The 24,615-nt window shown below is 40.5% G+C and carries 24 protein-coding genes, 1 pseudogene and 1 other annotated feature (1 of these 26 only partly in view); of the genes and pseudogenes, 8 read left to right on the top strand and 17 right to left on the bottom strand.

Annotated elements, in window-relative coordinates:
• Nucleotides 1-159 (bottom strand) — a binding site (T-box leader) (it extends 97 nt beyond the left edge of the window).
• A gap of 107 nt (nt 160-266) precedes the next feature.
• The 10 genes and pseudogenes from MOO44_RS00825 to MOO44_RS00780 form a co-directional block, all read right to left on the bottom strand.
• Nucleotides 267-1,406: a PTS sugar transporter subunit IIC gene (locus tag MOO44_RS00825; protein WP_260116023.1), complete on the bottom strand. Its 1,140-nt coding sequence runs from the start codon at nt 1,404-1,406 to the stop codon at nt 267-269.
• 252 nt (nt 1,407-1,658) lie between these two features.
• Nucleotides 1,659-2,549, bottom strand: a pseudogene (locus MOO44_RS00820) (DNA/RNA non-specific endonuclease); the annotation flags it as partial.
• Nucleotides 2,550-2,671: 122 nt separating this feature from the next.
• Nucleotides 2,672-3,697, bottom strand: a complete 1,026-nt coding sequence (locus MOO44_RS00815) for a hypothetical protein (protein WP_260116022.1) — start codon at nt 3,695-3,697, stop codon at nt 2,672-2,674.
• A gap of 182 nt (nt 3,698-3,879) precedes the next feature.
• The gene (locus MOO44_RS00810; protein ID WP_260116021.1) at nt 3,880-4,656 is read right to left on the bottom strand and encodes a (S)-acetoin forming diacetyl reductase; all 777 of its coding nucleotides are present in this window, start codon (nt 4,654-4,656) and stop codon (nt 3,880-3,882) included.
• Between the two features lie 66 nt (nt 4,657-4,722).
• Nucleotides 4,723-5,289 carry an NAD(P)H-dependent oxidoreductase gene (locus MOO44_RS00805; RefSeq protein ID WP_260116020.1) on the bottom strand — a complete coding sequence of 189 codons (567 nt, stop codon included), beginning with the start codon at nt 5,287-5,289 and terminating at the stop codon, nt 4,723-4,725.
• 47 nt (nt 5,290-5,336) lie between these two features.
• Entirely contained in the window at nt 5,337-5,657 is a 321-nt protein-coding gene (locus tag MOO44_RS00800) for a hypothetical protein (protein ID WP_260116019.1), read from the bottom strand.
• 84 nt (nt 5,658-5,741) lie between these two features.
• Nucleotides 5,742-8,273, bottom strand: a complete 2,532-nt coding sequence (locus MOO44_RS00795) for a M1 family metallopeptidase (protein WP_260116018.1) — start codon at nt 8,271-8,273, stop codon at nt 5,742-5,744.
• 82 nt (nt 8,274-8,355) lie between these two features.
• Nucleotides 8,356-9,186 (bottom strand): methylenetetrahydrofolate reductase, encoded by an 831-nt coding sequence (locus MOO44_RS00790; protein WP_260116017.1) that lies wholly within the window; start codon nt 9,184-9,186, stop codon nt 8,356-8,358.
• Between the two features lie 272 nt (nt 9,187-9,458).
• The gene (locus MOO44_RS00785) at nt 9,459-10,796 is read right to left on the bottom strand and encodes an aspartate kinase (RefSeq protein ID WP_260116016.1); all 1,338 of its coding nucleotides are present in this window, start codon (nt 10,794-10,796) and stop codon (nt 9,459-9,461) included.
• Nucleotides 10,796-11,974 carry a homoserine dehydrogenase gene (locus MOO44_RS00780; protein ID WP_260116015.1) on the bottom strand — a complete coding sequence of 393 codons (1,179 nt, stop codon included), beginning with the start codon at nt 11,972-11,974 and terminating at the stop codon, nt 10,796-10,798. The genes MOO44_RS00785 and MOO44_RS00780 overlap by 1 nt, the downstream gene beginning before the upstream one ends.
• A gap of 121 nt (nt 11,975-12,095) precedes the next feature.
• Between MOO44_RS00780 and thrC the strand changes: the two genes are divergently transcribed.
• The 3 genes from thrC to MOO44_RS00765 are packed head-to-tail and all read left to right on the top strand — an operon-like array spanning nt 12,096 to nt 14,896.
• Nucleotides 12,096-13,583: a threonine synthase gene (gene thrC, locus MOO44_RS00775; protein ID WP_260116014.1), complete on the top strand. Its 1,488-nt coding sequence runs from the start codon at nt 12,096-12,098 to the stop codon at nt 13,581-13,583.
• Complete coding sequence (thrB, locus tag MOO44_RS00770) at nt 13,576-14,484, top strand: homoserine kinase (RefSeq protein WP_260116013.1); 909 nt, start codon at nt 13,576-13,578, stop codon at nt 14,482-14,484. Before thrC ends, thrB begins: the two co-directional genes overlap by 8 nt.
• Nucleotides 14,462-14,896: an ACT domain-containing protein gene (locus tag MOO44_RS00765; RefSeq protein ID WP_260116040.1), complete on the top strand. Its 435-nt coding sequence runs from the start codon at nt 14,462-14,464 to the stop codon at nt 14,894-14,896. Before thrB ends, MOO44_RS00765 begins: the two co-directional genes overlap by 23 nt.
• A 35-nt stretch (nt 14,897-14,931) precedes the next feature.
• Here the strand turns inward: MOO44_RS00765 and MOO44_RS00760 are convergent, their stop codons facing one another.
• From MOO44_RS00760 to MOO44_RS00745, 4 genes are all read right to left on the bottom strand, one after another.
• Nucleotides 14,932-15,504 carry a metal-dependent hydrolase gene (locus tag MOO44_RS00760; RefSeq protein ID WP_260116012.1) on the bottom strand — a complete coding sequence of 191 codons (573 nt, stop codon included), beginning with the start codon at nt 15,502-15,504 and terminating at the stop codon, nt 14,932-14,934.
• Between the two features lie 17 nt (nt 15,505-15,521).
• The gene (locus MOO44_RS00755; protein ID WP_260116011.1) at nt 15,522-15,998 is read right to left on the bottom strand and encodes a glutathione peroxidase; all 477 of its coding nucleotides are present in this window, start codon (nt 15,996-15,998) and stop codon (nt 15,522-15,524) included.
• Nucleotides 15,999-16,131: 133 nt separating this feature from the next.
• Nucleotides 16,132-17,475 (bottom strand): FAD-dependent oxidoreductase, encoded by a 1,344-nt coding sequence (locus MOO44_RS00750; protein WP_260116010.1) that lies wholly within the window; start codon nt 17,473-17,475, stop codon nt 16,132-16,134.
• Nucleotides 17,476-17,663: 188 nt separating this feature from the next.
• Entirely contained in the window at nt 17,664-19,025 is a 1,362-nt protein-coding gene (locus tag MOO44_RS00745) for an FAD-dependent oxidoreductase (protein WP_260116009.1), read from the bottom strand.
• 271 nt (nt 19,026-19,296) lie between these two features.
• On the opposite strand from MOO44_RS00745, the gene MOO44_RS00740 reads away from it, so the two are divergent.
• Nucleotides 19,297-19,680, top strand: a complete 384-nt coding sequence (locus MOO44_RS00740) for a tautomerase family protein (RefSeq protein ID WP_341482919.1) — start codon at nt 19,297-19,299, stop codon at nt 19,678-19,680.
• A 44-nt stretch (nt 19,681-19,724) separates the two neighbouring features.
• Nucleotides 19,725-20,285, top strand: coding sequence for a hypothetical protein (locus MOO44_RS00735; RefSeq protein WP_260116007.1), 561 nt, complete (start codon nt 19,725-19,727; stop codon nt 20,283-20,285).
• An 8-nt stretch (nt 20,286-20,293) separates the two neighbouring features.
• On the opposite strand, the gene MOO44_RS00730 is transcribed toward MOO44_RS00735, so the two are convergent.
• The gene (locus MOO44_RS00730; protein ID WP_260116006.1) at nt 20,294-20,923 is read right to left on the bottom strand and encodes a carbonic anhydrase family protein; all 630 of its coding nucleotides are present in this window, start codon (nt 20,921-20,923) and stop codon (nt 20,294-20,296) included.
• A gap of 171 nt (nt 20,924-21,094) precedes the next feature.
• Here MOO44_RS00730 and MOO44_RS00725 point away from each other — a divergent pair, with 171 nt between their 5' ends.
• The 3 genes from MOO44_RS00725 to MOO44_RS00715 all read left to right on the top strand — a co-directional run bounded on the left by MOO44_RS00725 (nt 21,095) and on the right by MOO44_RS00715 (nt 23,111).
• The gene (locus tag MOO44_RS00725; protein ID WP_260116005.1) at nt 21,095-21,673 is read left to right on the top strand and encodes a TetR/AcrR family transcriptional regulator; all 579 of its coding nucleotides are present in this window, start codon (nt 21,095-21,097) and stop codon (nt 21,671-21,673) included.
• Between the two features lie 39 nt (nt 21,674-21,712).
• Nucleotides 21,713-22,675 (top strand): ADP-ribosyltransferase, encoded by a 963-nt coding sequence (locus MOO44_RS00720; protein ID WP_260116004.1) that lies wholly within the window; start codon nt 21,713-21,715, stop codon nt 22,673-22,675.
• 157 nt (nt 22,676-22,832) lie between these two features.
• The gene (locus tag MOO44_RS00715; RefSeq protein ID WP_260116003.1) at nt 22,833-23,111 is read left to right on the top strand and encodes a hypothetical protein; all 279 of its coding nucleotides are present in this window, start codon (nt 22,833-22,835) and stop codon (nt 23,109-23,111) included.
• Here MOO44_RS00715 and MOO44_RS00710 read toward each other — a convergent pair whose 3' ends face one another.
• Nucleotides 23,112-23,603 (bottom strand): O-acetyl-ADP-ribose deacetylase, encoded by a 492-nt coding sequence (locus tag MOO44_RS00710; RefSeq protein WP_260116002.1) that lies wholly within the window; start codon nt 23,601-23,603, stop codon nt 23,112-23,114.
• A gap of 23 nt (nt 23,604-23,626) precedes the next feature.
• On the bottom strand, nt 23,627-24,496 hold the full coding sequence (locus tag MOO44_RS00705; RefSeq protein WP_260116001.1) for a LysR family transcriptional regulator: 870 nt from the start codon (nt 24,494-24,496) through the stop codon (nt 23,627-23,629).
• Nucleotides 24,497-24,615: the final 119 nt, after the last annotated feature.

The following is a 24,615-nucleotide window of genomic DNA, read 5'->3' as shown; positions in this document are numbered from 1 at the left end:
CAGTAACGGGCGTTAATCGTAGCCGGCTAATTATTTCTAACTCACCCACTATGTGGTTACTCCAAGACCATCTTCACCAATTGCGTACATACCATTTCTCAACAACCATGGCTTTCTGTGATGCTTACAATAGGTTACTCATCTTTTCTCAGTAACTTCTAATAATTTATGTTGACACTATCATATTCCATTTATTTTGATTTGTCAAACTAAATTTCAAAAAAAATAAAAAAAGTCACGAATTTAATCGTAACTTCAATTGAACCCTATTTAATTTCCTGTTGTAAATCGCTTGGTTGATATAATTTCAAGACCTTAGTAAAGATAAAATTAACGATTACCCCGGCAATAATTGGAATCACTAACCAGGTGATTAAGGACGGGAATATCCCAACCGTATGGGTAATAAATTTACGTTCACTTTCATTTACAATCATCGATTGAATTGGCGAAACTAATCCAATCCATCCAAATCCAGCTGAAGTGGGGGTTCCCTGAACATTAAAGAGCGCGACTGGCACTGCAGAAATGGCGGCCGTTACCATAAACGCCAAAATCATGATTGGCTTCTTGAAAACGGAGGGCATCATCCCCTTCATTGCCCCTAATAAGATGGCAACGGAAGTTCCGCGTTTATTCACGATCATCGAATTAATCAATAAGACCACGGTGGTAGCAACGACGCCCACCCCAGCAGCTCCGGATCCCAACCCAGATAGTGCGATCGCTAGTGAAATTCCAACGGTCGACACCGGCGTAATGATGATGAAGGAATACGCCATTGCAATGAGAATACTCATCAACAGCGGTTGCAGGGTGGTAAACGTTTCGACCATCACACCCAATTCATTGGTAATCAGAGCAACTCCCGGTGCGATGTTTAAACCGATCAAGCCGACTAAACCACCCACTAGCAATGGCGTAAAGATAATTGCCACCGCCCCGAACCCGGCGAGGTATTTATCCACTAATTGAATAATGATCACCGCAAGTGCTGAAACGATCATTGCATTAATCACATCCCCAGCTCCGTTGGCAATGTAGATGGTACTAGCGACCGTATTTTTAACGTCGGAAATGGGATTCACAAATCCTGGATTGACCGTCGCCCATTTAATTGAGCCGGAGGCCACCCCGGTCGCAATCATAATCGTCCCAATGTTAAGTGGTTTCATTTTAAATTGACAGGCCACTGACATCCCAATTAATAGTGGAATGAACGATCCGAATAATACCAGTAGCGAATTAAGCTGCAATGCCCAGGTCACTTTGTCCTGGACCAACGAAGCGAGCAGGTACTTTACAATTGCAGATGGTAACACCCCAATTAAAATTCCCTGTGCGGAACCGTTTAACACTTTGAAAATGAAATCCCGAATCGGATGTTGAACGTTTTGCTGATTCAATTGAAATCCCCCTAATATAAATTACCATCTAGTGTGGCGACTAAAGTGGTAGCGTGGATGGTAGTAGTAATGATGCGTGTAGTTACGATGTGCATAGTGGCGGTCTCGATAATGCTGATAGATTTTATGGGCCGCATAGGCACCAGCAGCGTATTCAAATGCAGAATGCCTACGGTGATGTTTTAAATCACCATCTTGATAGCGATCAGTCGAACGATCGTCATCACTAAATGTCGGTGCGCCAGCTGGAGTTGGGACCGTCATTGAATTATCAATCGTCGAACGCCCGGTGGCATAGTCAAACCTCACTCCGGGTTGAACATTGAACAAATAGACGTTAAAGTTTAAAGTCCCATCGGTCGAAAGGGCCTGTAAATGAACCCCGCGTGCCATTAACTCATTGCCACGAAAAACGGGTTGCACTTGGTAAATCACCTTTTTACCATTCCGCAAAGCATCCCGCACCCGTGATTCATAAATGGTTTGCACCCGTTGGTTACTAAATGCAGTTTGGGTAAACAGGTTTTTAGGGTTATTTTGGTCTCCCGATTGATCACTCGGATTATAAACACCGTCAATGGAAATCCCCTTTGACAAACTATAAGCAATCAGATGGCCCCGGTTAATGATCGCAGTATTGTTAATGAATTTTTGGTGCCAACCGGTCGGATAAACCGTTTGGGTGGTTCGCAATGAAACATCAGCTACGTTACGACTTTCTAAATCAGCGGTGTTTGCAGCAGCAGTTCGGTTCAAAGCATCTAAATTAGCATAATGAATATGATTACTGGTCCAGTCACTGGCCTTTAATGTACTTTGACCACCATTCACATCTATGTATGCTGCTTGCCCACTTTGGTAGTTTTTCGCTGCTAACTTCTCAGTTAGATCATTATTCGTAGTATTCGATTGAGCCGCTTTAACCTGCTTAACAGTGTGGTGAGTAGGCTTTTGCTGGTGCTCACTGCTAGCTTGGTCGCTAGTAACGGAGCTTCGTTCGACCTTATTGTCATGGTGACTACTTGAATGTTCATCTCCATTCGAAAGGTTTCCAATCATCCCGACTACCACTAAAAATGCGAAGACCGTCTCGAAAATCGTCCATGAGCCCTTTGTTTTTTTCGTTCGGCGTTTCCGTTTCACTTTTAACCACCCTCATTTTAAATGCATTTATTCTTAATTATTAAATATTTTTAAATATTAAGCAATAAAAAATAGCAGTCAAATTAATTTTGACTGCTATTTTCTGTTTAATGATTAATGAATTAGAATGAACCCTTCATCGTCATCATTTCATCAGGACGGAGTGAGATTAAGTATCCCTTTCCGCTCTTAGTGAAGACCATGCTTTCAAATTCACGGTTCGTATTTGCACGAACGTACTTAATATCTGATTTTGAAAGGTTGTTCAACTTACCGGATGGTGCTGAAATGATAACCCCATCGGAGATAAAGTAGAGCCGACCGTTCTTAGGATTGTAACTAAATCCTTGTGGAATTGAACCAGCAGAATATCTGATTGCACTACGCATTAGGGTAAAGTGAACGCCCTTAGTACTAATGCTCCCACGGTAAATCTTGTAGGCACCTTGAGGAACACTACCACCACCACTCTTAACGTAAGTATAAGCACGACCGTACTTATCGAAAGTTAAGTTGTTATCAATTGAGCTCCCGTTTTGTGAGAACTTGAATTGAACTTTGTTAGTAGGTTTCAATGAACTTTGGCTAACTAATTCAGCTGCGGCACTTTCAGCAGAACCACGAGCAATGTTTAAGAACCATAGTTGCTTCGTCTTAGGGTTGTAAGATAGTGATTGACCGTGGCCACCATTGAATGTTGGTCCTACCTTAATTGCATCAGTAGGGAATTGGTTATTCTGTAACTTGCTAGTATCGTAACGAACGATGTAATCTTGAAGATCGTTATCACTTTCACTCCGGTTAGCATTGTACATGGTGTATAGGTACTTCCCAACTTGAACCGCACTTTGTGGGGAACCAGCACTGGTCATTAAGAACGCATGGGTCGTAAAACTAACGTTCGTTGCCCCTCTACCAACCGTAATGTGGTTAAGGTTACCTTGGTTGTTGGATTGGTACTTACCACCACTATATGGTTGTAGCTTCTTGAAGACGTTCGTATTATCTACGACCTTCACTGAGGGAATGCTAGTGACTGCAGTTTGTTTTTGGTTGTATGTAGACATTGCATTTGCGGAGGTCACTCCAACGCTTGAGAATAAAGCTGCCGCTGCTACTGCAGTGACCACTTTCTTTGAAAAGTTCATATTCAACACATCCTAATTAAAATTTTAATAAACTTAATAATTACTTACATTTTACCATGTTTTTGAAACGATGTTAAATATATTCAATAAATTTGTACCAAAAAAGCTCCACAACTATTAAAATAATTTAATAATTATAGAGCAGTGAATTGGGTTAATAATTAGCGTTTATTTTGTAACTTTTATCTATAAACCATTCCACCATCAACCAAAATGGATTGACCAGTAATGTAGTTTGAATCAGAACTAGCTAAAAATGAAACTAGGTTCGATACGTCACTAGGTTCTGATAAGCGCTTCATGGAAATGTTTTTAGCAAATTGATCCATTCCCCATGATTCAGGCTTGCCAGCTTCCTTAGCCACACTTTTGGCAATATCTTCCATCATTGGCGTTTTAACAATTCCTGGGCAATAAGCATTAACGGTGATTCCACGTTCTGCTAATTCCTTAGAAGTGGTCTGGGTGATGCCCCGAATGGCAAACTTAGTCGATCCATAAACGGTTAAGTTAGGATTCCCTTCCTGGCCGGCTTGGGATGATCCATTAATCACCTTACCACCATGGCCAAGTTCTTTAAAGGCTTGCACGGCAGCTTGGGTTCCCCAAATCACACCACCCACGTTAATCTTAAATGTAAATTCAAGGTCTTCTGGGGTCACATCTTCGATTGGACTGGATGGTGCTACCCCTGCATTATTAACGATTACGTTAAAATCACCAAAATGATCCTTAGTGGCTTTAACAGCAGCAAAAACATCATCCCGATTAGCAACGTCAGCTTTAACGGCAAATGCATCCCCACCAGCTTGATTCAATTCATCAGCCACTGCTTGCACCTTATCCAAATGACGCCCTACCAAGGCAACTGAAAAACCGTCCTTGCTTAACCGTTCAGCAATCGACTTACCAATTCCCTGTCCTGCACCAGTAACCAGTGCCACTTTCTTATCTGCCATACAATTATTCCTCCTACATCGCTTTTAATTATTTAATCGTTCACAATTGTATATTATAAAACGAAACTAACTTTTAATCAGGGTATTTGCACACTTTTTAATGAATTGTTTCCTTTTAACGTCTGTATCACTGGTTTTATCCATGTTCCCTAAAATTAACTTATGGGTCAACTTAACACCACAAAAGCCCAGCAGCATGTGCTTCCACCTACTAATGACCCCACCGTAGAGTCCATAAAAGAACGTTGGGGCATGCGATGTGATAAAGAGCGAAGCCGTTTTGCCCTTCAAAAGTTTAATGGTTTTCCCATTATCATAATGATAAGCGAACCCCGGAGTGAATACCCGATCGAACCAGCCCTTTAGAACCGCTGGTTCAGCTGACCACCAAACCGGAAAAAAGAAGGCTAAGTGATCAGCAGTTTGAATTAACGTTTGCATTTGGTTCGGGTATGCTTCGTCTTCCATGTGCTTGCGATATCCATATCGTAACACCGGATCAAATTGATCCTTAGCTAGATCCACCATTTGAACATCGAGCCCGAGTTTCTTTGCCCGCTGGTAATAATTTTCTGCATTGGCATGCGATAGCGAACCCGCATCCGGACTCCCTTGAATAATCAATATTTTCATTGTTTCCACCCATTTTCCATTAATTAAGTTAATTATACATCAATTTACTAATCAATTACCCGGGCTTTACTCATGTAATAACGCCGCTCTAACAACTTAATGGTCCAATCAATCACTTCGCATGAACTAACCGCAAAATTAGTGTTGTGGGAAGTCACAACTAGTCGATAACCATGGTTAATAGCGGCCAAAATTACTTTGAGTAACTCATGGGGCTCCGCTACTTGGACATCAATCACTGGCAATCGCCATGTACTAGCAGCGTCCCCAATAATCACATCACGATCGATTTCATTAATCGCAACAAAGTCACGCGGTCCATAAATTTCAGAAATAAATTGTAACATATATACTTGATTATTAAGCATTTTCATTCCCCCGTTTATGCATACATACGCAAAAAAATGGCTTCTTCAACGTTCATTGTTGAAAAAGCCATTTTAATTTTAAGATTAATTATTTTTCAAAGCCTCAGCCACCGAATCCTTTTCAGATTCAATTAATGCGACCTTAGTTTCAATCGTCTTAACATCCATCTTAATTTCACGGGTCAATCCAGGGGTGGCTAACTTAGGTTCAAAGAACGCTTTAAATTCAGCTAACCGTTGGGCAGTATGGAATGCCCTAGCAGTCACGGTAATGAAGGTCGCAAATTCCATATCACCACCCACAGTATCTTCAAGCCATTGCCAGTCATTTCTGATCCAGTCCCATGCAGCTTGTTGTCCCTCATTGTTCATTACGGTCCCAAAATACCACGCTCTTAAGTCCTGTGGCTTGATGGTATCGCTATCTTCAAACTTAGCGACCAATTCCGCTACTAATTCAGGTTGCTTAACGTGCGTTACCGCCCGGGATAGGTCACTCTTATAGCTAGCATCCGAAGTTTTACGGTACTCGGTCAATAAATGATCGAATAATGCTTGGTTGCCGTAGTTTTCCACTTCGTTAATTAACACCAGGGCCCGAACATCTGCTGAAATATGGAACAGATCATGTTGATTAGCAGTAAATAGTTCGTGAGCAGCTTGAATGGACTGAGCATTCTTCCCGTACAAGGCGGCACTTAAAATGGTCGGCCGACTGAGTTGGTCATCATTAGACTCCCCAGCTTGTGGTTGCCAACCTAATCTAGCAGCCTGATCAGCACTTAATTGATTAAAGAAACGCCGTAAGTCCCCTTCAGCGGCAGAGTCTGGGGTAACAAAGTCCTTAAACTTAGCTGCTAACCGGTATAATCCATCAATTACGACTGCCGATTGGCTATCAGCAAACCGCTTTAAGACCGGGAAGACAGAGCCATACTTGACTTGGTCTGCCTCCGATAATAACCGGAGGTCTTGTAAAATTTGCATTTGGTCGATGGGACCCAAATCAGCAGCCGATTTCAAAATGTCACCCAATAGTGTATCATCATACTTCACAATAAAGTGAGAATTATTCCCAACGTTCACCCGGAATGGCTTTCCAGCATGCTTCCGTAATGCATTGTAGTCACCGAGGGCCACCTTTGGTTCCGCCAGAATCGTGGGTGCAGCACTGTAGTTACTATTGAGTGGAATTTGCCAGAGCCGGTTCTGATCCTCACCCTCACCAATAAAGAATTGCTTTTGGGTCAAAGTTAGTTGACCATTATTATCCACCTCAGCAGTTACCACTGGATAGCCAGGTTGTTCCAACCAGGTCTTCATGATTTTGGCTAAGTCGATTCCAGATGCTTTCCCGAGTGCGTTCCAAAGGTCATCACCCTTAGCATTACCGTACTTATGGGCAGCAAAGTATTGCTTTAAGCCCTCGCGCAATGCATCGTCGCCGATCAATGCTCGGACCATCACTAACATCCGGGCCCCCTTAGCGTATACAATTGCCCCATCGAATAATGCATCGATTTCAGCTGGGTGGTTCACTTCGACGTGAACTGATTGAACCCCATCGGTTGCATCACGTTGTAACGCAGCTGGGACTTCAGAAGTTTGGAAGCTTTCCCAGATGTTCCACTTGGGTTCGATTGCAGCCACAGCTACATACTCCATCATGTTAGCAAAACTTTCGTTCAACCAGAGATCATCCCACCATTGCATTGTTACTAAGTCCCCGAACCATTGGTGCGCTAATTCATGGGCGATTACGGTCGCTACTAGTTGCTTGGTCGAAAGGGAGGTATTGTCAGGATCTAATAACAGGTATGCCTCCCGGTAGGTAACTAGTCCCCAGTTCTCCATTGCACCCGCTGAAAAGTCAGGCAATGCTAACTGCCATGAATGGGGAAGTGGATATGGCGTTTGGTAAAAATCTTCATAAAATTCAATTGAACGTTTTGCAATATCAACGGCAAAGTCCAATTCCTTTGGCTGATGCGCCTTGGTTGCAAATACCCCGACTTTAACACCACTCTTGGTAGTGGTGAACTTACTTTGGAGGTCACCAAACCCAAATGCCACTAAGTAGGTCGACATCCGAACGGTTGGTTCGAAGTAGTGAACGCCATCTTCTTGCTTTACTTCTGGCATGTTACTAATTACAGTTTCGCCAGGTTGTTCATCGAACTTAATCGCTAGGCTAAAGGTCGCCTTTGCTTCCGGTTCATCAACACATGGGAATGCCTGCCGGGCAAAGTTGGTTTCAAATTGAGTCCCAACTAGTTGTTTTTTGACCCCATCAACCTCGTAGTATGACGGATAAATCCCCATCATCGTATCAGTTAATGGAGCAGTGTATTCAATCGTAATGGTTGTATTGCCAGTGTTTGGCAATGTAATGTTGATCAATTCCGCCTCATTATCGACACTAAAATCAACCTCTTGCCCGTCAACAATCACTGCTGAAACGGTCAGATCCTTTTGATGAACTGCCACTGCGGGTTGCTTAGCGTTTGCAGTGATCGTTGTCTTACCACTAATTAACTTCTTTCCTCGATCCACGTCGATTAATAAATCATAATGCTCTGGTTGTAACACCGGGTATAATCGCTTAAATTCGCTCATGCTGACTTCTCCTTTAACCCATTTTATTATTTAAAATTAATTGTTTTTTTATATTAGTCTCATTATACAAGTTCTGAAGCAACTATTCCACTTTTACATCTTGTACTAATCGTTGTAAAAAAGCACGGTGATTTAAAGTATACAGATGAATATTCGTAATTCCCAGTCGCACTAGTGCATTCATTTGATCACTAGTAAATTGCAACCCCGCCCGTTGGAATTCATCCGGATCGGTAATGTTTAAAATAGCCGCAAGCCGCTTTGGGACCGTCACTCCAGTTAGTCGAATCATTTTCAAGACGCGGTCTCGATCAATCACCGGTAAAATGCCCACTCGAATTGGCACCTGGATTCCGATTGAACGGACCTGCTTCAAAAATGATTGGATGATGTGATTGTCAAAGCCAACCTGGGTCACAAGCTCTTCACAGCCGGCAGCTACCTTGAATTTAAGGTTCATAATGTCAGTAGTTAAATCGGGAGCTTGGTAATGCCCCTCCGGATAGCACGCACCCATCATTTGAAAATCGGGGGCGACTGCCCTAATCAACTCCATCAAGTCACTTGCGTGGGGAAATGCACTTTGAATCGGGCGGCCCTTAATATCATCGCCACGTAACACGAGTAAGTGATTAATGTTAATCGCTTGGAGCTGCTTTAGAATCATCTGGACCCCGGTCTTAGTTTGATAACGACCAGTTAGGTGCGGCACTACCGGGATCCCCAGTTGATTTTGAATGTGGGCTGCAAATTGATGTTGATCACCTAGTTGTTGATTGCCACCCGCATTGAACGGAACAAAGACGGCCTTAGGATGAATCTCTTTTAACAACTGCCAGTTCATTTCATTATCAACCTGCGATGCACTGGACTGAATTTCTAACGTTAAATTAATTGCTGAATTGATTTCCATTTGGATTTAACCCCCCAAAAATAAACGAAGCCCAACATACAACACCTGAGGTTGAATGCTGGGCTTCGCTTAGGATAAAGTTATCAGTCATTTTTAAGAAAGGAATATTCATTATAATCTATGTCTAATATTAGGAAGAATGGAATTTAGTGATTTCAATAAGGCTTGAAAACATTGAATCTCAGATAACTATCCTTAATCATTATAGATTTAAATCAATGAAGATGTCAACAATAAAATTAGGATTGCCTAAACATTTATTTTGACATTAATTAATAATTCATGATCATTCGCGCATCAACTTGTGAAGAACGAAAAAATTGTTGATATAAGCACTTAATTGCCCGTTGATAATCCTGATTAGCAATTCCAAAGACGACCTTGATATCAGTACTGGTCTGAATTACTTGTTGGACCCGAATCCCATTGGATTCTAATAGGTCAATCATCTTACCAACTAATTTGGGGCGCCCATAAAATGACTCAGAAACCACCGCAATCTTAGCTACCCCAGTTTTTAAGCTAATTGCATCCGGAGCAATATCATTTTTAATTTGCGTAACCAGCTGATCGAGTGTTGACTGATCGATGTGGCCAGACAAAACAAAATTAATCGAGTCCCCAGATAGTGAATAAGTGGACTTGAAGTGAAACGCATTTACGACCTTGATCAAGTCAATAATTGCATTCACGCTATTCGAAAGTTGGTACTTTTTAACGGTCAAAATGACTTGATTTTGCTTCCCAGCCACCCCAGCAATTGTAGATGCGTCCGCAACATTCTTTTTATTCGTTACCACGAAAGTACCGCCTAGTTGCGGCTGGTTCGTATTCATGATGCGAATGGGAATTTGTTTCATTCGGACCGGTTGGATTGCCTCCTCATTGAATACCTTAACCCCTAAGTACGATAGTTCTTGAAGTTCATCGTACGATAAGACATCAATTTTATCAGGATTAGCAACGATTCTAGGATCAACCGCTAAAATTCCGTTCGTGTCAGTCCAATTTTCATAACAATTAGCATTAACTAAATTAGCAACGACTGCTCCGGAGGTGTCACCACCACCACGGGGCAACAAAGTAATGTTATTTTCAGCATCGACCCCGTAGAAACCGGAAATCACACAGTGTTCAATGTGCTTGCCCAGCTCCAGTAATCGTTGTCTGGATTGTTGATAGTCAACCTGACCAGCATTTAAAACTAAAAAATCAGCAGAATCAATCATTGGCCACCCTAAGTAATTAGCTAATAACTTAGCAGTTAAGTATTCCCCACGTGACACTAATTCAGCATAGGTCATATGTTGAACGTTTTGTGCAATTGCTGCCAGTTCTTCATGAATTGACAATGAGAGATCCAGTTCATTAACGATGGTTTCGATTCTGTGCCACACTTCATTTAACTGGTCGGCGTAATCCTCACCCGCTTGAATTAAATTATAAATTTGAATTAATTGATCAGTTAACTTAACGGGATTATTTACTCCCTTACCAGCGGCACTAACGACCGCAATTCGCCGCTTTGGATTTTGATTTAAAATCTGGCGGACCTTTTTAAACTGGTCCGCATCTGCCATCGAGCTTCCACCAAATTTAGCAACAATCATTATTCAACACCTCCTGCGACCCGTGCCATAAATGCTTCACTATCATCTGCTAATACTTTTTTCATAATCGAATGCATTGATTGGGCGTCAATATCTACTACCGTCCTGTACTCGCCATCGCTAGTAACCTGCCAGTCGCTAGTCAATGAATCAAATTGAGTGCTGGTGGTTCTTACAATGTAATTTCCCTTATCAAAGCGGTTTTCTAGTTTTAACTTAGTATCTAAGGTCCGCTTCAAATGCTTGACCTGACCGTTAATATCTAAAATATCTTGAACAACGGCCTGTCCCGTTGGCATCATTCCAGCTCCCTGACCGATAAAGCCGAGGTCACCGACTGAAGCCCCATGGAAACTAGCGCAATTAAAGTTATCACTGATACTAGCTTCAAATTCACCGGCCTTGTATAATACCGGTTCAATTACGTAGCTAAAATGATCCCCATTAAGCTTACTGCGGCCCATTAACTTAACTACTAACCCCAGTTGCTTGAAATATTCAATGTCTTTGGCCTGCACCGTCCGGATACCGAACTTAGGTAGGTATTCCCCAGGATGAACCAACGTATCATATGCTACGTCAACGCTAATGCACAACTTATTTTCAATATCATAGCCATCAATATCAGCACTCGGGTCTGCTTCAGCATAGCCAAGGTCTTGTGCCTGTTTTAGTACGGATTCAAACGATTCACCAGTCTTCGTCATTCGATCTAAGATGAAGTTACTGGTCCCGTTAAAGATTCCGTGGACAGAATCAACGGCGTCGATGCGTAATCCCCGCTCGAGGTTCACGATCCATGGAATCCCACCACCGACACTGGCTTCAAACCGAAACTGGACGTTATTTTCACGAGCAAGTTGCTTAAATTCTTCAATATAACAGGCAACCACCGCCTTATTAGCAGTTACAACGTTCTTATGATGCTTCAATGCCTGTGTAATCATCGTATGAGCCGGTTCAATGCCACCTAAAACCTCGACCACCGTCTCAACACTTTGATCATTTAAAATTACATTATAATCAGAAACTAACTTGTCCCCCTGATCGACGCGATCTGGACGAACGAAAATGTGGGAAATATGGAGATCTGCTGTCATCGCTGTTGGATTAGCACCTTCAATTATCTTGGTAATTCCCGTACCAACGGTCCCTAACCCTAAAATCGCAATATTCATAAAATCCATCCCCCTAATTAATTATGTAAATCTGTTTATTTTTGATAAACACTTGTTTTTTATTCAAAAACATATTATCATGGTTATAAATTAAATGCAAGTTTATGGGGGAATAAAAATTATGGCTAACCAGTACATAAGCACACGAAACGCTAACATTAAAATTGATGCAAAGCAGGCGATCATCAAGGGGTTCTCTGATGATAAGGGATTATTCGTTCTACCAGACCTATCTAACCGCCACGTTGAGCTTTCGACATTAATTAAAAAAGATTATCTAGGAATGGCGGCGGAGATTTTAAAAGTGCTCCTTCCTGACTTCTCTAATGAAGAAATTAATCAGTGTTTGCATAATGCATACGATCATTCATTCAGTGATCAACGGATTACACCGGTGAAATCCGTTGATAATTTTCATGTTTTAGAGCTATTTCACGGTCCAACCAGCGCCTTTAAGGACGTCGGACTCCAGCTCTTACCAGAATTAATGCGAACTGCCCTCACCCCAAATCAGCGGGTAATGATTCTTGCAGCTACCAGTGGTGATACCGGAACTGCTGCCCTTGCTGGGTTCAAGGATACCGATCAAATGGGGATTAGCGTTTTCTTCCCAGATGGTGGTGTGAGTCCCATTCAAAAGCAACAAATGTTGACGACTAAGGGTAATAACACTAATGTAGCAGCTATCAATGGTAATTTCGACGATGCGCAAACAAACGTCAAGCACATCTTTAATGATCAACAATTAAAAGCCAAGTTAGGTGATCACATTAGCCTTTCCAGTGCCAATTCAATTAATATCGGCCGGTTAATTCCCCAGATTGTTTACTACTTTAACGCTTACAAGCAACTAGTCGAAAATGGCCAAGTTGCGGTGGGCCACCCGGTTAGTTTCACAGTCCCTACCGGTAATTTCGGGGATGTATTAGCCGGCTACTATGCTAAATTGTTGGGACTCCCGGTTAAAAAACTAGTGGTTGCATGTAATTCTAATAAGGTCCTAGCTGACTTCTTTGCAAACGGGGTTTATGACCGTAACCGGCCCTTCTTCAAGACGGTAGCGCCTAGCATGGACATTCAAATCTCTAGTAACTTTGAAAGATTACTCTTCTATAAGAGTGGTGAAGATTCAAACATGATCAAAGCATTAATGGATCAGCTAGAATCAACCGGGAAGTACCAAGTTAGTGCAGAACTATTAGCTGCCATTCAGGAAGACTTTGCTTGTGGCTATAGCGACGATGCCCAAATCGAAAAGTCAATTAAGACCGTTTTCGAGCAGTACCACTACTTAATGGATCCCCACACCGCATCTGGTTACTCGGTCATGCGTCGTGAACAGGCCAAAGATCCAGATACGCCAATGGTCCTACTTAGCACCGCTAGTCCTTACAAGTTTGTGGATGCCGTAGCGGATGCGGTAATTGGCCACCACGAAGAAAATGCAATCGATACGACTAAGGAACTAGCTGATTTCACTAACGTAGCGGTCCCTAAAAATTTGGCACAGGTATGGTCACTACCGGAAGCTAAGGCACCGGTAATTAACCCTAGTCAAATGGCAGAATTTGTTTACCAACGTTCAATGGAGGTGTTCAATCATGATTAAAGTAACCGTTCCAGCAACCAGTGCGAACCTAGCAGTCGGTTTTGACTGTGTCGGGATTGCAGTTACCATGCATTCATCATTTTTATTTAGCGAAAACGAGACTGAACATTTAAGCATCAGTGGTTGTCCCGCAGAATTTCAAAATGAGGATAATTTAGTGTACCAGGGGTTCAAAGCCGCTTGTGACTTCTTAGGCGAGCCAGTTCCAAACGTCCACATTGAAATCAACAGCAAGGTGCCCGTTTCCAGAGGACTAGGTAGTTCAGCCGTTTGTATTGTTGGGGGCCTTGCGGGCGCTAACCAATGGTTCGATAATCCCCTCACTGACCAACAACTGTTAGAAATTGCCACTGAAATGGAGGGCCACCCCGATAACGTGGCCCCAGCAATTTACGGTGGCCTCTGCATGGCATTCATTGATTCGCATTCACAAGTTCAAGTGGTCAAATATCCCGTTAATCGGCATTATCAATTTACGGCAATCATCCCTGACTTTAAAATTAGTACCGCTGATGCCAGACGGGTGCTTCCAAAACAGATGAGTTACGCTGATGTTACCCATCAAGTTAGCCATAGTTTATTAATGACGCGGGCAATTGAAACTGGTAATATCGATCAACTGCACACGGCGATGAACGATCGAATGCACGAACCATACCGTCAGCAGTTAATTCATCATTTTCCAGAAGTAAAATCACTCTGTAACCACTCTGACGCAGTGTTATACGTTAGCGGCAGTGGTTCGACCATGATGGCAATCACTAACGATTCGGATAACCAAGAGCAGTTAATCTCATCGATCCAATCTAAATTCCCCCAATGGTCAGTCCACGCAGTTAGCGTTGATAACAACGGGTTTAAAAGTGAGGTGCTTTCCGATCGAGAAATATTACATTATTGATCAATCACTACTGCCGGAAACGTTCGGTAAGGTGATTCAAGCACGGCATATGCTTGACACGGGTAAAGTGCAAAAAATCAGTGATGCCGTTAAAACCGTAGGCATCAGTCGTGGTAGTTATTATAAGTATAAGGACTTAGTCTACGAAGCTAACAATTCATCGTGGGACCGCAAGGCATTAATTTCATTCATGCTTGATAACCGGAGTGGTTTATTATCAAGGGTACTGGCCACCATTTCTAAGAGTAACGCTAGCATCCTAACCATTAATCAAAATATCCCCATCCATAACGTTGCAAGCGTGGTGATTTCATTAGACTTAACCCACATGGAGCACACCATTAACGATTTATTAGCTAATATTAAAACGATCGATGGAACTAGCAAGGTGAATTTAATTTCAATTGAATAATTAAAATAGGGAATTGACAGTGAAATGTCAATTCCCTATTTGATTAAATAATTGCTGTAAAAAATCATGATTGATAGATAAATAATTGCTAATGTTGCAAATAAATAGAATAACCGTTCGGCAGGGCCACCAGTTTGATAAAAATACCACTTACTACGGCGGCTCCCAGCGCGACGATGCTTATTATACGTCCCCTTGACTGAAATGGGATAAAGCCACCGCACCCCCTGTTTGGAAAAGCTATCTTCTAGTAAGTGAAGCAAATAACCAGCAAAAATAGCCCAATAAAAGACCCGTTGAAAGTTAATTGCTGCAAAATTAGCATTCATCATTTGCAATACCGGGAGGTAATTAGCAGCGCCTCCCATCAATAAGACCGCCCAGATGCTATGCGTCCAGGTCCGGTGTTTTTGCATTGCAAAAATAAATCCAAACACACCAAAGAAACGGTTTATTCTGGTATTTTTAACATCAATATCCGGCATTTGAGCGCCAATCCAGACCCCCAAGACACTGATCATTTCAACTGAAATGGGTTGGTTAGTAAAATACAATCCACCTAGTACCAATGCCTCTGAAACGGCGATGTGCGTCCTACGAAGTGCCATCGCTTGTTCTCTTCTTCCTAATTTTTAGAATATAGCGCTTCAACTATTTCAGGTTCCATTTTTGAAGGTTTAGTAATTGGTGCATACCGATGAATTAACTTCCCATCCCGGCCAATCAAAAATTTAGTATAGTTAAACTTAATGCGGCCATGCCCGGACTCATCCTTTAAGTAGGTAAAGACCGGGGTCTCATCGTTCCCATTGACCCGGACTTGATTAGTCATTGGGAACGTCACCCCGTAGTGCATTTGACAATATTCACTAATTTGATCATCATCCGCTAGTTCCTGTTTAAACTGGTTAGAAGGAAAGCCCACGACTTCTAAGCCATCTTGATGATATTTTTTATAAAGGGTCTCAAGTTCAGCTAGTTGACCCGCTAGGCCACACTTACTAGCGGTGTTAACAATTATCATCACCTTCCCCTTGTATTGACTAAGTGGTAGCGTTTGGCCACTCATTTCAGTTTCAGTAAAATCATAAATCGAACTCATTAATAACACCCTTTCATTAATTATTCATACTATTATTACATATAATAATTTTGAATACTATTCAATTGTTTAGAACTTTAATTAAAAATAAAAAGACCCTTCCGGAGAAGGATCCCTTAAGCAGCTTTAATTATTATTGATTATCAGCTTGGGCCTGAGCAGCTTGGCCTAAAATATTCAAGTAATTAAATGGCCGGTCAAAGTTTGGTTGGAATAACATATCAACCATTGCTAGGTCATCAATCGTGTTCCGATTTTGAATACATACAGATAAAGTATTTGCAGATTGTGAAATATCGTACTTACTCATTAATGCACCACCTAAAATCCGGCGGGTGTCTGGATCATAGACTAATGACATTAAAACAGGCGTGGTCGTTGGCATAAATTCAGGACGGTAGTTATCTTCGATGATTACTTCGCTGGCCTTAACCCCTTGCCGTTTAGCATTTTCCATCGTTAATCCAGTCGAAACAATTGCATTACCGTAGAGTTCCAGTCCGGAAGATGATTGGGTCCCCATGTACTTAACCGTTGGTTTTTCAAGGTTTTTACCCACTAGGATTCCTTGACGAACGGCATTAGTAGCCAATGGAATATAAGCATCCGTATTCGTTGGATTGTAATGAACTGCAACACTATCTCCGGCACCGAAAACATCTGGATTAGAAGTTTGCATGTAGTCGTTAGTCTTAATGGCACCATTTGGTAACATATCAACTTGGCCCTTTAAAAGATCGGTATTGGGTTTAAAACCAACACATAGAATTGCCATATCGGATTTAATTTCACCCTTATCAGTGGTAATTGTCAATTCATCATCACCAGCAAACTTAGCAACCCGTTGGCCTAAAAATAGTTTAACCCCGTGTTGTTTGTAGCTGTCCTCAATTTCATCAGTGAATTTCTTATCAAAGTACTTGGACATTACCCGGTCGTTAGTATCGACTAAGTTAACGGCATGGCCATGGTTAGAATAAGCTTCAGCTAATTCGGCACCAATGTAACCACTCCCAACGATGGTAATCCGTTGATCCTTGCCGCGCGCCTTTTCGAATAGCACTTGGGCATCATGCCAGTTCTTACAAAAGTAGACGTTCTTGTTGTCAACCCCTTCAATTGGCGGGAGTACTGGACGTGAACCAGTCGTTACCACCAATTTATCGTAACTTTCAGTGGTAACTTTCTTCGAATCTAAATCTTCCACTTCGATCTGCTTAGCAGTAGTGTCTACTGATTTCACATCGTGTAACATTTGCACATTAGCACCTAATTCACTTAATTCCTTAGGATTCGAATAGAATAAGCCTTGTGGATCAGAAACCTTTCCATCAAGATAGAGTGCAATTCCACAAGAGAGAAATGAAATATTATCATTTCTTTCATAAACCGTTACTTGAGCATCTGGATGCTCCTTCAAAATTTCTTTAACAGCAAATGTTCCTGCGTGAGTACAACCGATAACGATTACCTTCATAATTAATACCCCTTTAAATTTAATTCATTTTCAATTTGAATGTCTTTTATTTATATGATTATAATAACCGTTTGTGAAGATGATAACAAGTAAAATAATCTAGAATTACCCACTTCTTAATATTTATTTAAACATAAAAATCCGCCGTCCCTTTTAAAGGGGATGGTGGATTTTAAATTATTAATTAATTATTTTTTTAAGTCTTCAAGTGCTTGTTGAGCTGCAACGTTCACGACGTTCCATGGACGGTCAAATCCTGGTTGGAAGAAGAAGTCAGCATATGCTAAATCTTCAACGGTCATTTTAGCTTGAATTGCTAATGAAATGACGTTCATATTTTGAGTTGCGTCTTGAGTAGACATTACTTGACCACCTAATACAACGTGACTTTCAGGATCATAAGTTAACTTGAAGAGCACCTCAGCATTTCCGGCAGCATCAGGTACAAATGGTGGTCTAAAAGTATCCTTCACTACTGTTGACATGGTCTTAACGCCAAACTTACCAGCAGTCCCTTCCTTTAAACCGGTAGATGCAAACTTATAATCAAATACTGACAATGCACTAGAGCCTGAAACTGGGACCATTGCATGCTTTTGACCTAGAGCGTTCATTGCAGCATTGCGACCTTGCCGTCTAGCGTTAGTAGCAAGCGCAATTCTTGACTTACCACCAGTAGGTGCGAATGGGACTAAGGTTGCATCCCCCACCGCATAGATATCTGGTTCGCTTGTTTGGTTAGCATCGTTTACCTTAACTAGTCCGTGATCGTCTAATTCGACAACTCCGTCTAACCACTTTGTATTAGGACGAATCCCAGCAGCTTCAACTACTAGGTCAGCTGGTAGTTCAACTCCCTTTGAGGTAACGGCTGCAGTGACTTTACCATTTTCACCCTTATAAGCGGAAACAGCTTGACTACCATAGAAATCAACATTATGTGCCTTCATTACCTGAGTCAAGGTATCGGTAAATTCTTGGTCTAAGTAAAGACCCAATAGTCGTTCATTAAATTCAACGATGGAAACGTGCATCCCAGCCTTAGCAAACACTTCGGCTGCCTCAATCCCAATGTATCCAGAACCAATTACGACCACGTCTTTAACCGATGGGTCAACCGTCTTTTCCTTGAGCTTAATTGCCCAGTCACGGCCACGCATCTTATAAATATTATCCAAGCCTTCGCCATCAACTGGTAAATCAGCTGGAACGGCACCCGGACTCATAATTAACTTGTCATAGCTTTCATCACGTTCTGAACCATCATTATGGTTTACAACGTGAACGGTATGGTCAGCAGGATTAATGGCAGTAATTTCCTGTTTTACAAAAACATCGACTCCATCTTTTCTAGCTTGATCAGGCTTGGCATAACTAACATCATTAACGTGCTTTACAACCCCTTCAAGGTATAATTGCATCCCACATGATAAGAATGAAATAAAATCACCCTTTTCATACCATTGAATTTCAGTATCTGGTGCATCCATTAAAATTTGACGAACGGCTTCATAGCCACCATGAGAAGAACCTAGTACAATAACCTTCATAAGTTATAACCTGCCTTTCAGAGCTTAAATAATTTTTGAATTACTTTATAATGATTATCAACTAATATTAATTATATCAAAATGATTTTAATTTACAAGTAAAGTATAACACTTAATATGAGATTATCATCGGGATTGCAGTCCTACCGGTTAAAACAATAGTAATTTTTAAATAATTTAGTTCTTAAGTAATGTAATATAATTCACAATGATTAATCATTATTATATAATGGTTCTAATAATAGATAAGGATGTGATTAATTTGCCACTTATGCGAATTGATGTAATTAAGGGTCATGATGAACAATATCTAAAGGACTTATTAGAAGTCTCATACCAAACCATGTTGGATACCTTTGGCATTCCAAATGGTGATCGGTATCAAGTACTAACCCAACACGAACCATTTGAAATGAATATCTTGGATTCAGGACTTGGAATCGAAAGAAGTAGGGATGTTGTTGTATTCCAAATTACCACCCGTTCCAGAAACGTTTCTCAAAAACGTGCTTACTATGATTTATTAGCAAAGGGCCTTCAAGAAAAAATTGGATTAGACCCTAAAAACCTATTAGTGAGTCTATCTACCAATGGTGATGCAGACTGGAGTTTTGGATACGGTAAAGCTCAATTTGTTGATGGACCGCTTCATTAATTCATTTTAAACTAGCCTCGGCTAGTTTTTTAATTTATCAGAGGATGGTGGTTAACATTACCGAGCTCAAAATAATTATCAAGATGCTATTAAACGTCAACTTAATATTAATTATGATCGAATTCATCCGCTTAGGGACCCTTAAACGGGCGTATCTTCAACTCATCAAGAAACGTTGGCCCAAGATTTCAACTAATCAACTAATTATTAGGCGCCAGTTAATTGATACATATAAACTTCAGCAAGATCCTTCAAGAATCAAAAACAAACAAATCAAACAAATAATCAGTGGCAGCCTTTGCATCACAATTGGAATTGCGCTCGGTGGCTATCTAATCAGTAACTTCTATCTGGGATTTATTCCACTGACCATTATGTTTTTTGAGGCTGCTTTAATTTTTCTCGCTAGTGTCCAAACCGAGGCCCGTGATAATTTAATCTATCAACAATACATCCGAACACATCTGGATAATGATTTAAAAATCGTTTTAATGCCAGACCAAATGGTGCAAGCGCACAGTCGGTTAAGACTAATCATTTGGACCACATTAATGGTCGAATCGGTGTTACTAGTGGGATGGATACTACTATATTACATCCACTAAAAATAGCATTAAAAGGAGTATCCTTTTCGATCATTAAGTGGTTGTAAGTGCCTAGCATTTTCCTTAAATAGCTTCCGGTAACGCTGAAGTTGCTCATCACTAATCGTAATCGGAGCATTATTTAAAACTAACCACTCCACGCCCTCTGTTAAGGGCGGAGTAGTCAATGACCCTAGGTAATGAAACCCGTGTTTTGCACTAAAGTTAATCCAATCAGTAATTTTAATTGCTACGTGATTGATGCTTTTGGGGGCAAACGAGTTCAAAATTTGCTCAAATTGAGAATTGGCATCCCCTATCGTTGCCATTAGAGCAGTCACTAGCTTTTGCCCAATCGCATTTTGATGGACCAGGTGAATTTCAAACGGAAACCGCGCTCCAGCAATTAAATGCTCAGCGGGAATGTGAAAGTGGACCTGTTGAAATTGAAAGGTGCGTTGAAAAATGTTGGCCTGACCACTACCAGTTAGTCTAATCGTCGTGCCATCATCAATCACTTGGTTTAAAATGTAATCTGTTTGAACATCGTAATTAAACCGTTGTGGATCATTTGAAAATTGATTAGGAACAATATTAATTGGTGATTGGAGTTTTCCTAAATCACCCGTCCATTCGGACTGTTGATGATAATTTAACATTTATTCATCCCCTGTATCTAAAAATTAAAGCTATTATAATTAAGGTCTAACGATTCTAACACTAACACTCGACATTAAACTGAAATACTATATATTTATAAGCCGATTTATGTTAATATCAGTATTATATTTTAGCACAGATTCTACCGCTAAATTCTAGAGGGTGAGTAAATGAATGTAAAAGATGCCAGGGTTGTTAAGACTCAAAAAGCATTGACCGATGCATTTCTTCGGTTAAGAACACTAAAATCATTTGAAAAAATTTCAGTTAATGATTTATGTAAGGAATCAAATATTGGACGTGCAACTTTTTACCGTCATTTTAAAAATAAGGACGAATTTATTAGTTTTGCTTCTAAGGAGTGGCTGGATCGATACCTTAAAACCGCGTTCGACAATTTAAATTATTTTAATCCATATCGATTAGAGCTACTTACTAAAATTGCACTACCGTTTTTTCAATTTATCAAGGACAACAACAAAACGTTAGATCCCAAAACCGGTGCCAATCTATCAAACATTTTTTATAACATGTTCCAAGAGCAAATCCAAAAAATTATCGATTCTTATTGTGAAATGCACGGGTTAATCTTCAATGGTAATTCCGAGTTACTTTCCGCTGAAATTGCTGGTAGCGTGGTATATGCTAGTCGGTGGTACCGTAAACACCTTGATGCAGATATTAACGAAACGGTGAACTCAGTGGTCGTCCCACTAGACAAGGTATTAAATATTTACTTCCCACAATAATCAATCACAGAGAGGTAATTCAATTAGGAGCTAATTATTATGAAACTTATTAAACCAACCATTATCGCTAGCGTTCTGTTGGGGACCATTGGAATTTATCCCACAGTTAACGCTAGCGATAATTTTAATCAATCATTGATCGAATATAACAACACTAGCTCGTACGTTACTGATTTATCAAGTAACACATGGGTGTTAAATCAATCCGTAGATGCATATCCATTGGTTAATAAATTCCCTGATTATAATCAACCGGTTGAAATGCCTAAATTTGCCAGTGGTAGTATCATTAAATCATACTTGGACGGTTACTTAGTGCTATTCGCTAATCAAAACCAACCCCTTTATGTACAAGACTTTAAACGTTTTACCTACTCGTTTCACTCAACGAACGTTAATAAAAGTCGTACCAAGGAGTTAACCAAAATTGAACAAAAATGGCGTAAATCACTAACGAACCAGCAGGTCAAAGCAATTGGTAACTATACCAATAACGGTTATAAGAGCATTAATAAGTACCTGCGCTATCCCGAAAAGCCGGTTAGTGATAAGGTGAAACAACAAAGTGAACTAATTAAATCGGCCATTATGAAGTTTAAAACCCCCTTCAAAATGACCATCTACCGGGGAATTAATGAAGCTGGTTTAAAGGATAATATTAATAACCAACCACTAAAGGTAGGTCAAATATACCAAGATGCAGCATTTTCATCATCTAGTATTTCACATAAAATCGCCACCGGATTTCAAAGCTCAATTCTCTTAAAAATTAATATTCCAGCAGGATATAATGGAGCATATGTGGCCCCCATTTCGATTAATAGTCCGGAGAAGGAATTTCTATTAAAGCCCAATGCACAGTTAGTAATTTCCAAAATTCAACACGTTACTACTTACTTTTCAATGCATGGTAAGGTGGGAACTGCCAAACATTCTAAAAAAATCAAAGCAAAACCCACTAAAATTAAGTATAAATTGATCACTATGAACCTAGTGGAATAAAAAGACTGACGAAATCGTCAGTCTTTTTATTTTCAAATATCAAACTAATTTAATTCAAAATTACAAATAAAAGCACTTACAAATTCTTAAATTTGTTTTATAATAAAGTAAAGAAAAAGTTAAGAAAACCATATAGCAATCGAAAGGAGGAATCACCATGTCAAACCGCGGTTATTTAATTGGCCTCTACATCGGATTATCTGCACTAACAATCGGCGCATTACTGCTGTTTGGGTCGTTTTTTGCACATGCCAATAATAATCAACCCAAAATATCGCATCATGAAATGAAATTAATCGTAGATGATTATAATTTTGCAACTAACCACCAAAAACAATTCCAAATCCATGGCAACATCCCACATTCATACTTCAATGGGTCAAATGATTCCCATCCAAGTCAGCACTCGAGTAACCCTAAAAATCAGTCTCAATAACTAGCGATTTAAGATGGCTTGATATGCTTGAAATGTTTTCCGATCATAACAAATGATCGTAGCGATTAAGTTGGATGGGTAATTTTGAATGGTCGTAATAGCTATTCGTGCTGCCGCTGACACCGGATAGCCATATGCACCGGTACTAATTGATGGAAATGCTACCGTTTTACAATCATTTTGAATAGCTAACCGCAATGAATTAACATAGCAGCTTTTTAGCTTCTTTGCATCACTGGGTTGTGCATGCCACACCGGGCCCACGGTATGGATAATGTATTTAGCAGGCAATCGATAGGCGGCGGTAATCTTAGCCTCCCCAGTTCGACAGCCGTTTAAGCGTGCACATTCATTGTTTAACTCCGGTCCCGCTGCATAATGAATTGCACCGTCAACGCCCCCACCACCCATTAAGGACTCATTAGCAGCATTCACAATTGCATCACCGTTAAATTTAGTGATGTCACCTAATTTTAATTCGATCGCTGTCATTTAGTTCACTCCTGACGTTAAAATTATTTGAGTTGAGATTGATTATCAATCAAAAATTCAATAAAGTATTGACTAGCAATCGGGAGCGTCTCCTTATCACGATGGACCACTGCCACCGGTCTCTTTACTGCTGGCTCCACCGGTTTACTAACGATATTAAAATCAGTGCGCTGATAAACTAACTCTGATAGAATGCTAATCCCTAGGCCAGCCTCAACCATTGCCATAATGGTATAGTCATCTTGAATTCGGTATCTAACGTCTGGGGTCATGTGCGCCCTACTAAATGCTTCTAATGGCTCACTATACCCACCACCTTCAACTAGGATAAAGGGATCATCACACAGCTTTTCAATGGGGACCCGATCTAAATTAGCCAACGGATGATTAGCCGGTAAGAATGCGTTCATTTCGGTCGTATGGATAATGTGTTTTTCAAACCCATCCCCATACTCAGCGGTCATTAATCCAAAATCAATTAGCCCACTCTTTAGCCAATTTAGAATCATACCATAATCACCCTGTTGTAATACAAATTCAATGTCTGGATATTCTTCACGAAATTGCTTAAAAAGTGTGGGTAGCCAATAGCAACTAACGCTAGTAATGGCACCAATCCTAACGGTCCCTGTCTTTAGCCCTCGAATTGAACTTGCGGTTTCTTTAAGAGCCTGATATTGATGAATCGTTTGAATAATATATGGGTATAATTCCCGGCCTTCTGGGGTTAACTTCACCCCATGTCGAGACCGTTTTAAAATTTGAATATGAAATTCCTTTTCTAAACTAGCCACCATTTGACTAACCGATGATTGGGTATACCCCAGTAGTTGAGCCGCTTTAGTAAAGCTGTTGGTTTTTAAAATTGCTTCAATCACTAATAATCTATTCATCTATTATCACCATTCCTAATCAACACCTTAATTAGCTTCTTTGGACGGATGAATTTATAATTAATTCCTCGACCGCTCCCTAATTAGCGTTTTTGATTACTTTAATAATAACATATTGT

This window comes from Nicoliella spurrieriana (genome assembly GCF_023380205.1).
Classification (GTDB): domain Bacteria; phylum Bacillota; class Bacilli; order Lactobacillales; family Lactobacillaceae; genus Nicoliella; species Nicoliella spurrieriana.
The sequence above is the reverse complement of the archived record's forward strand: the minus strand, read 5'-3'. Positions and strand labels throughout refer to the sequence as shown.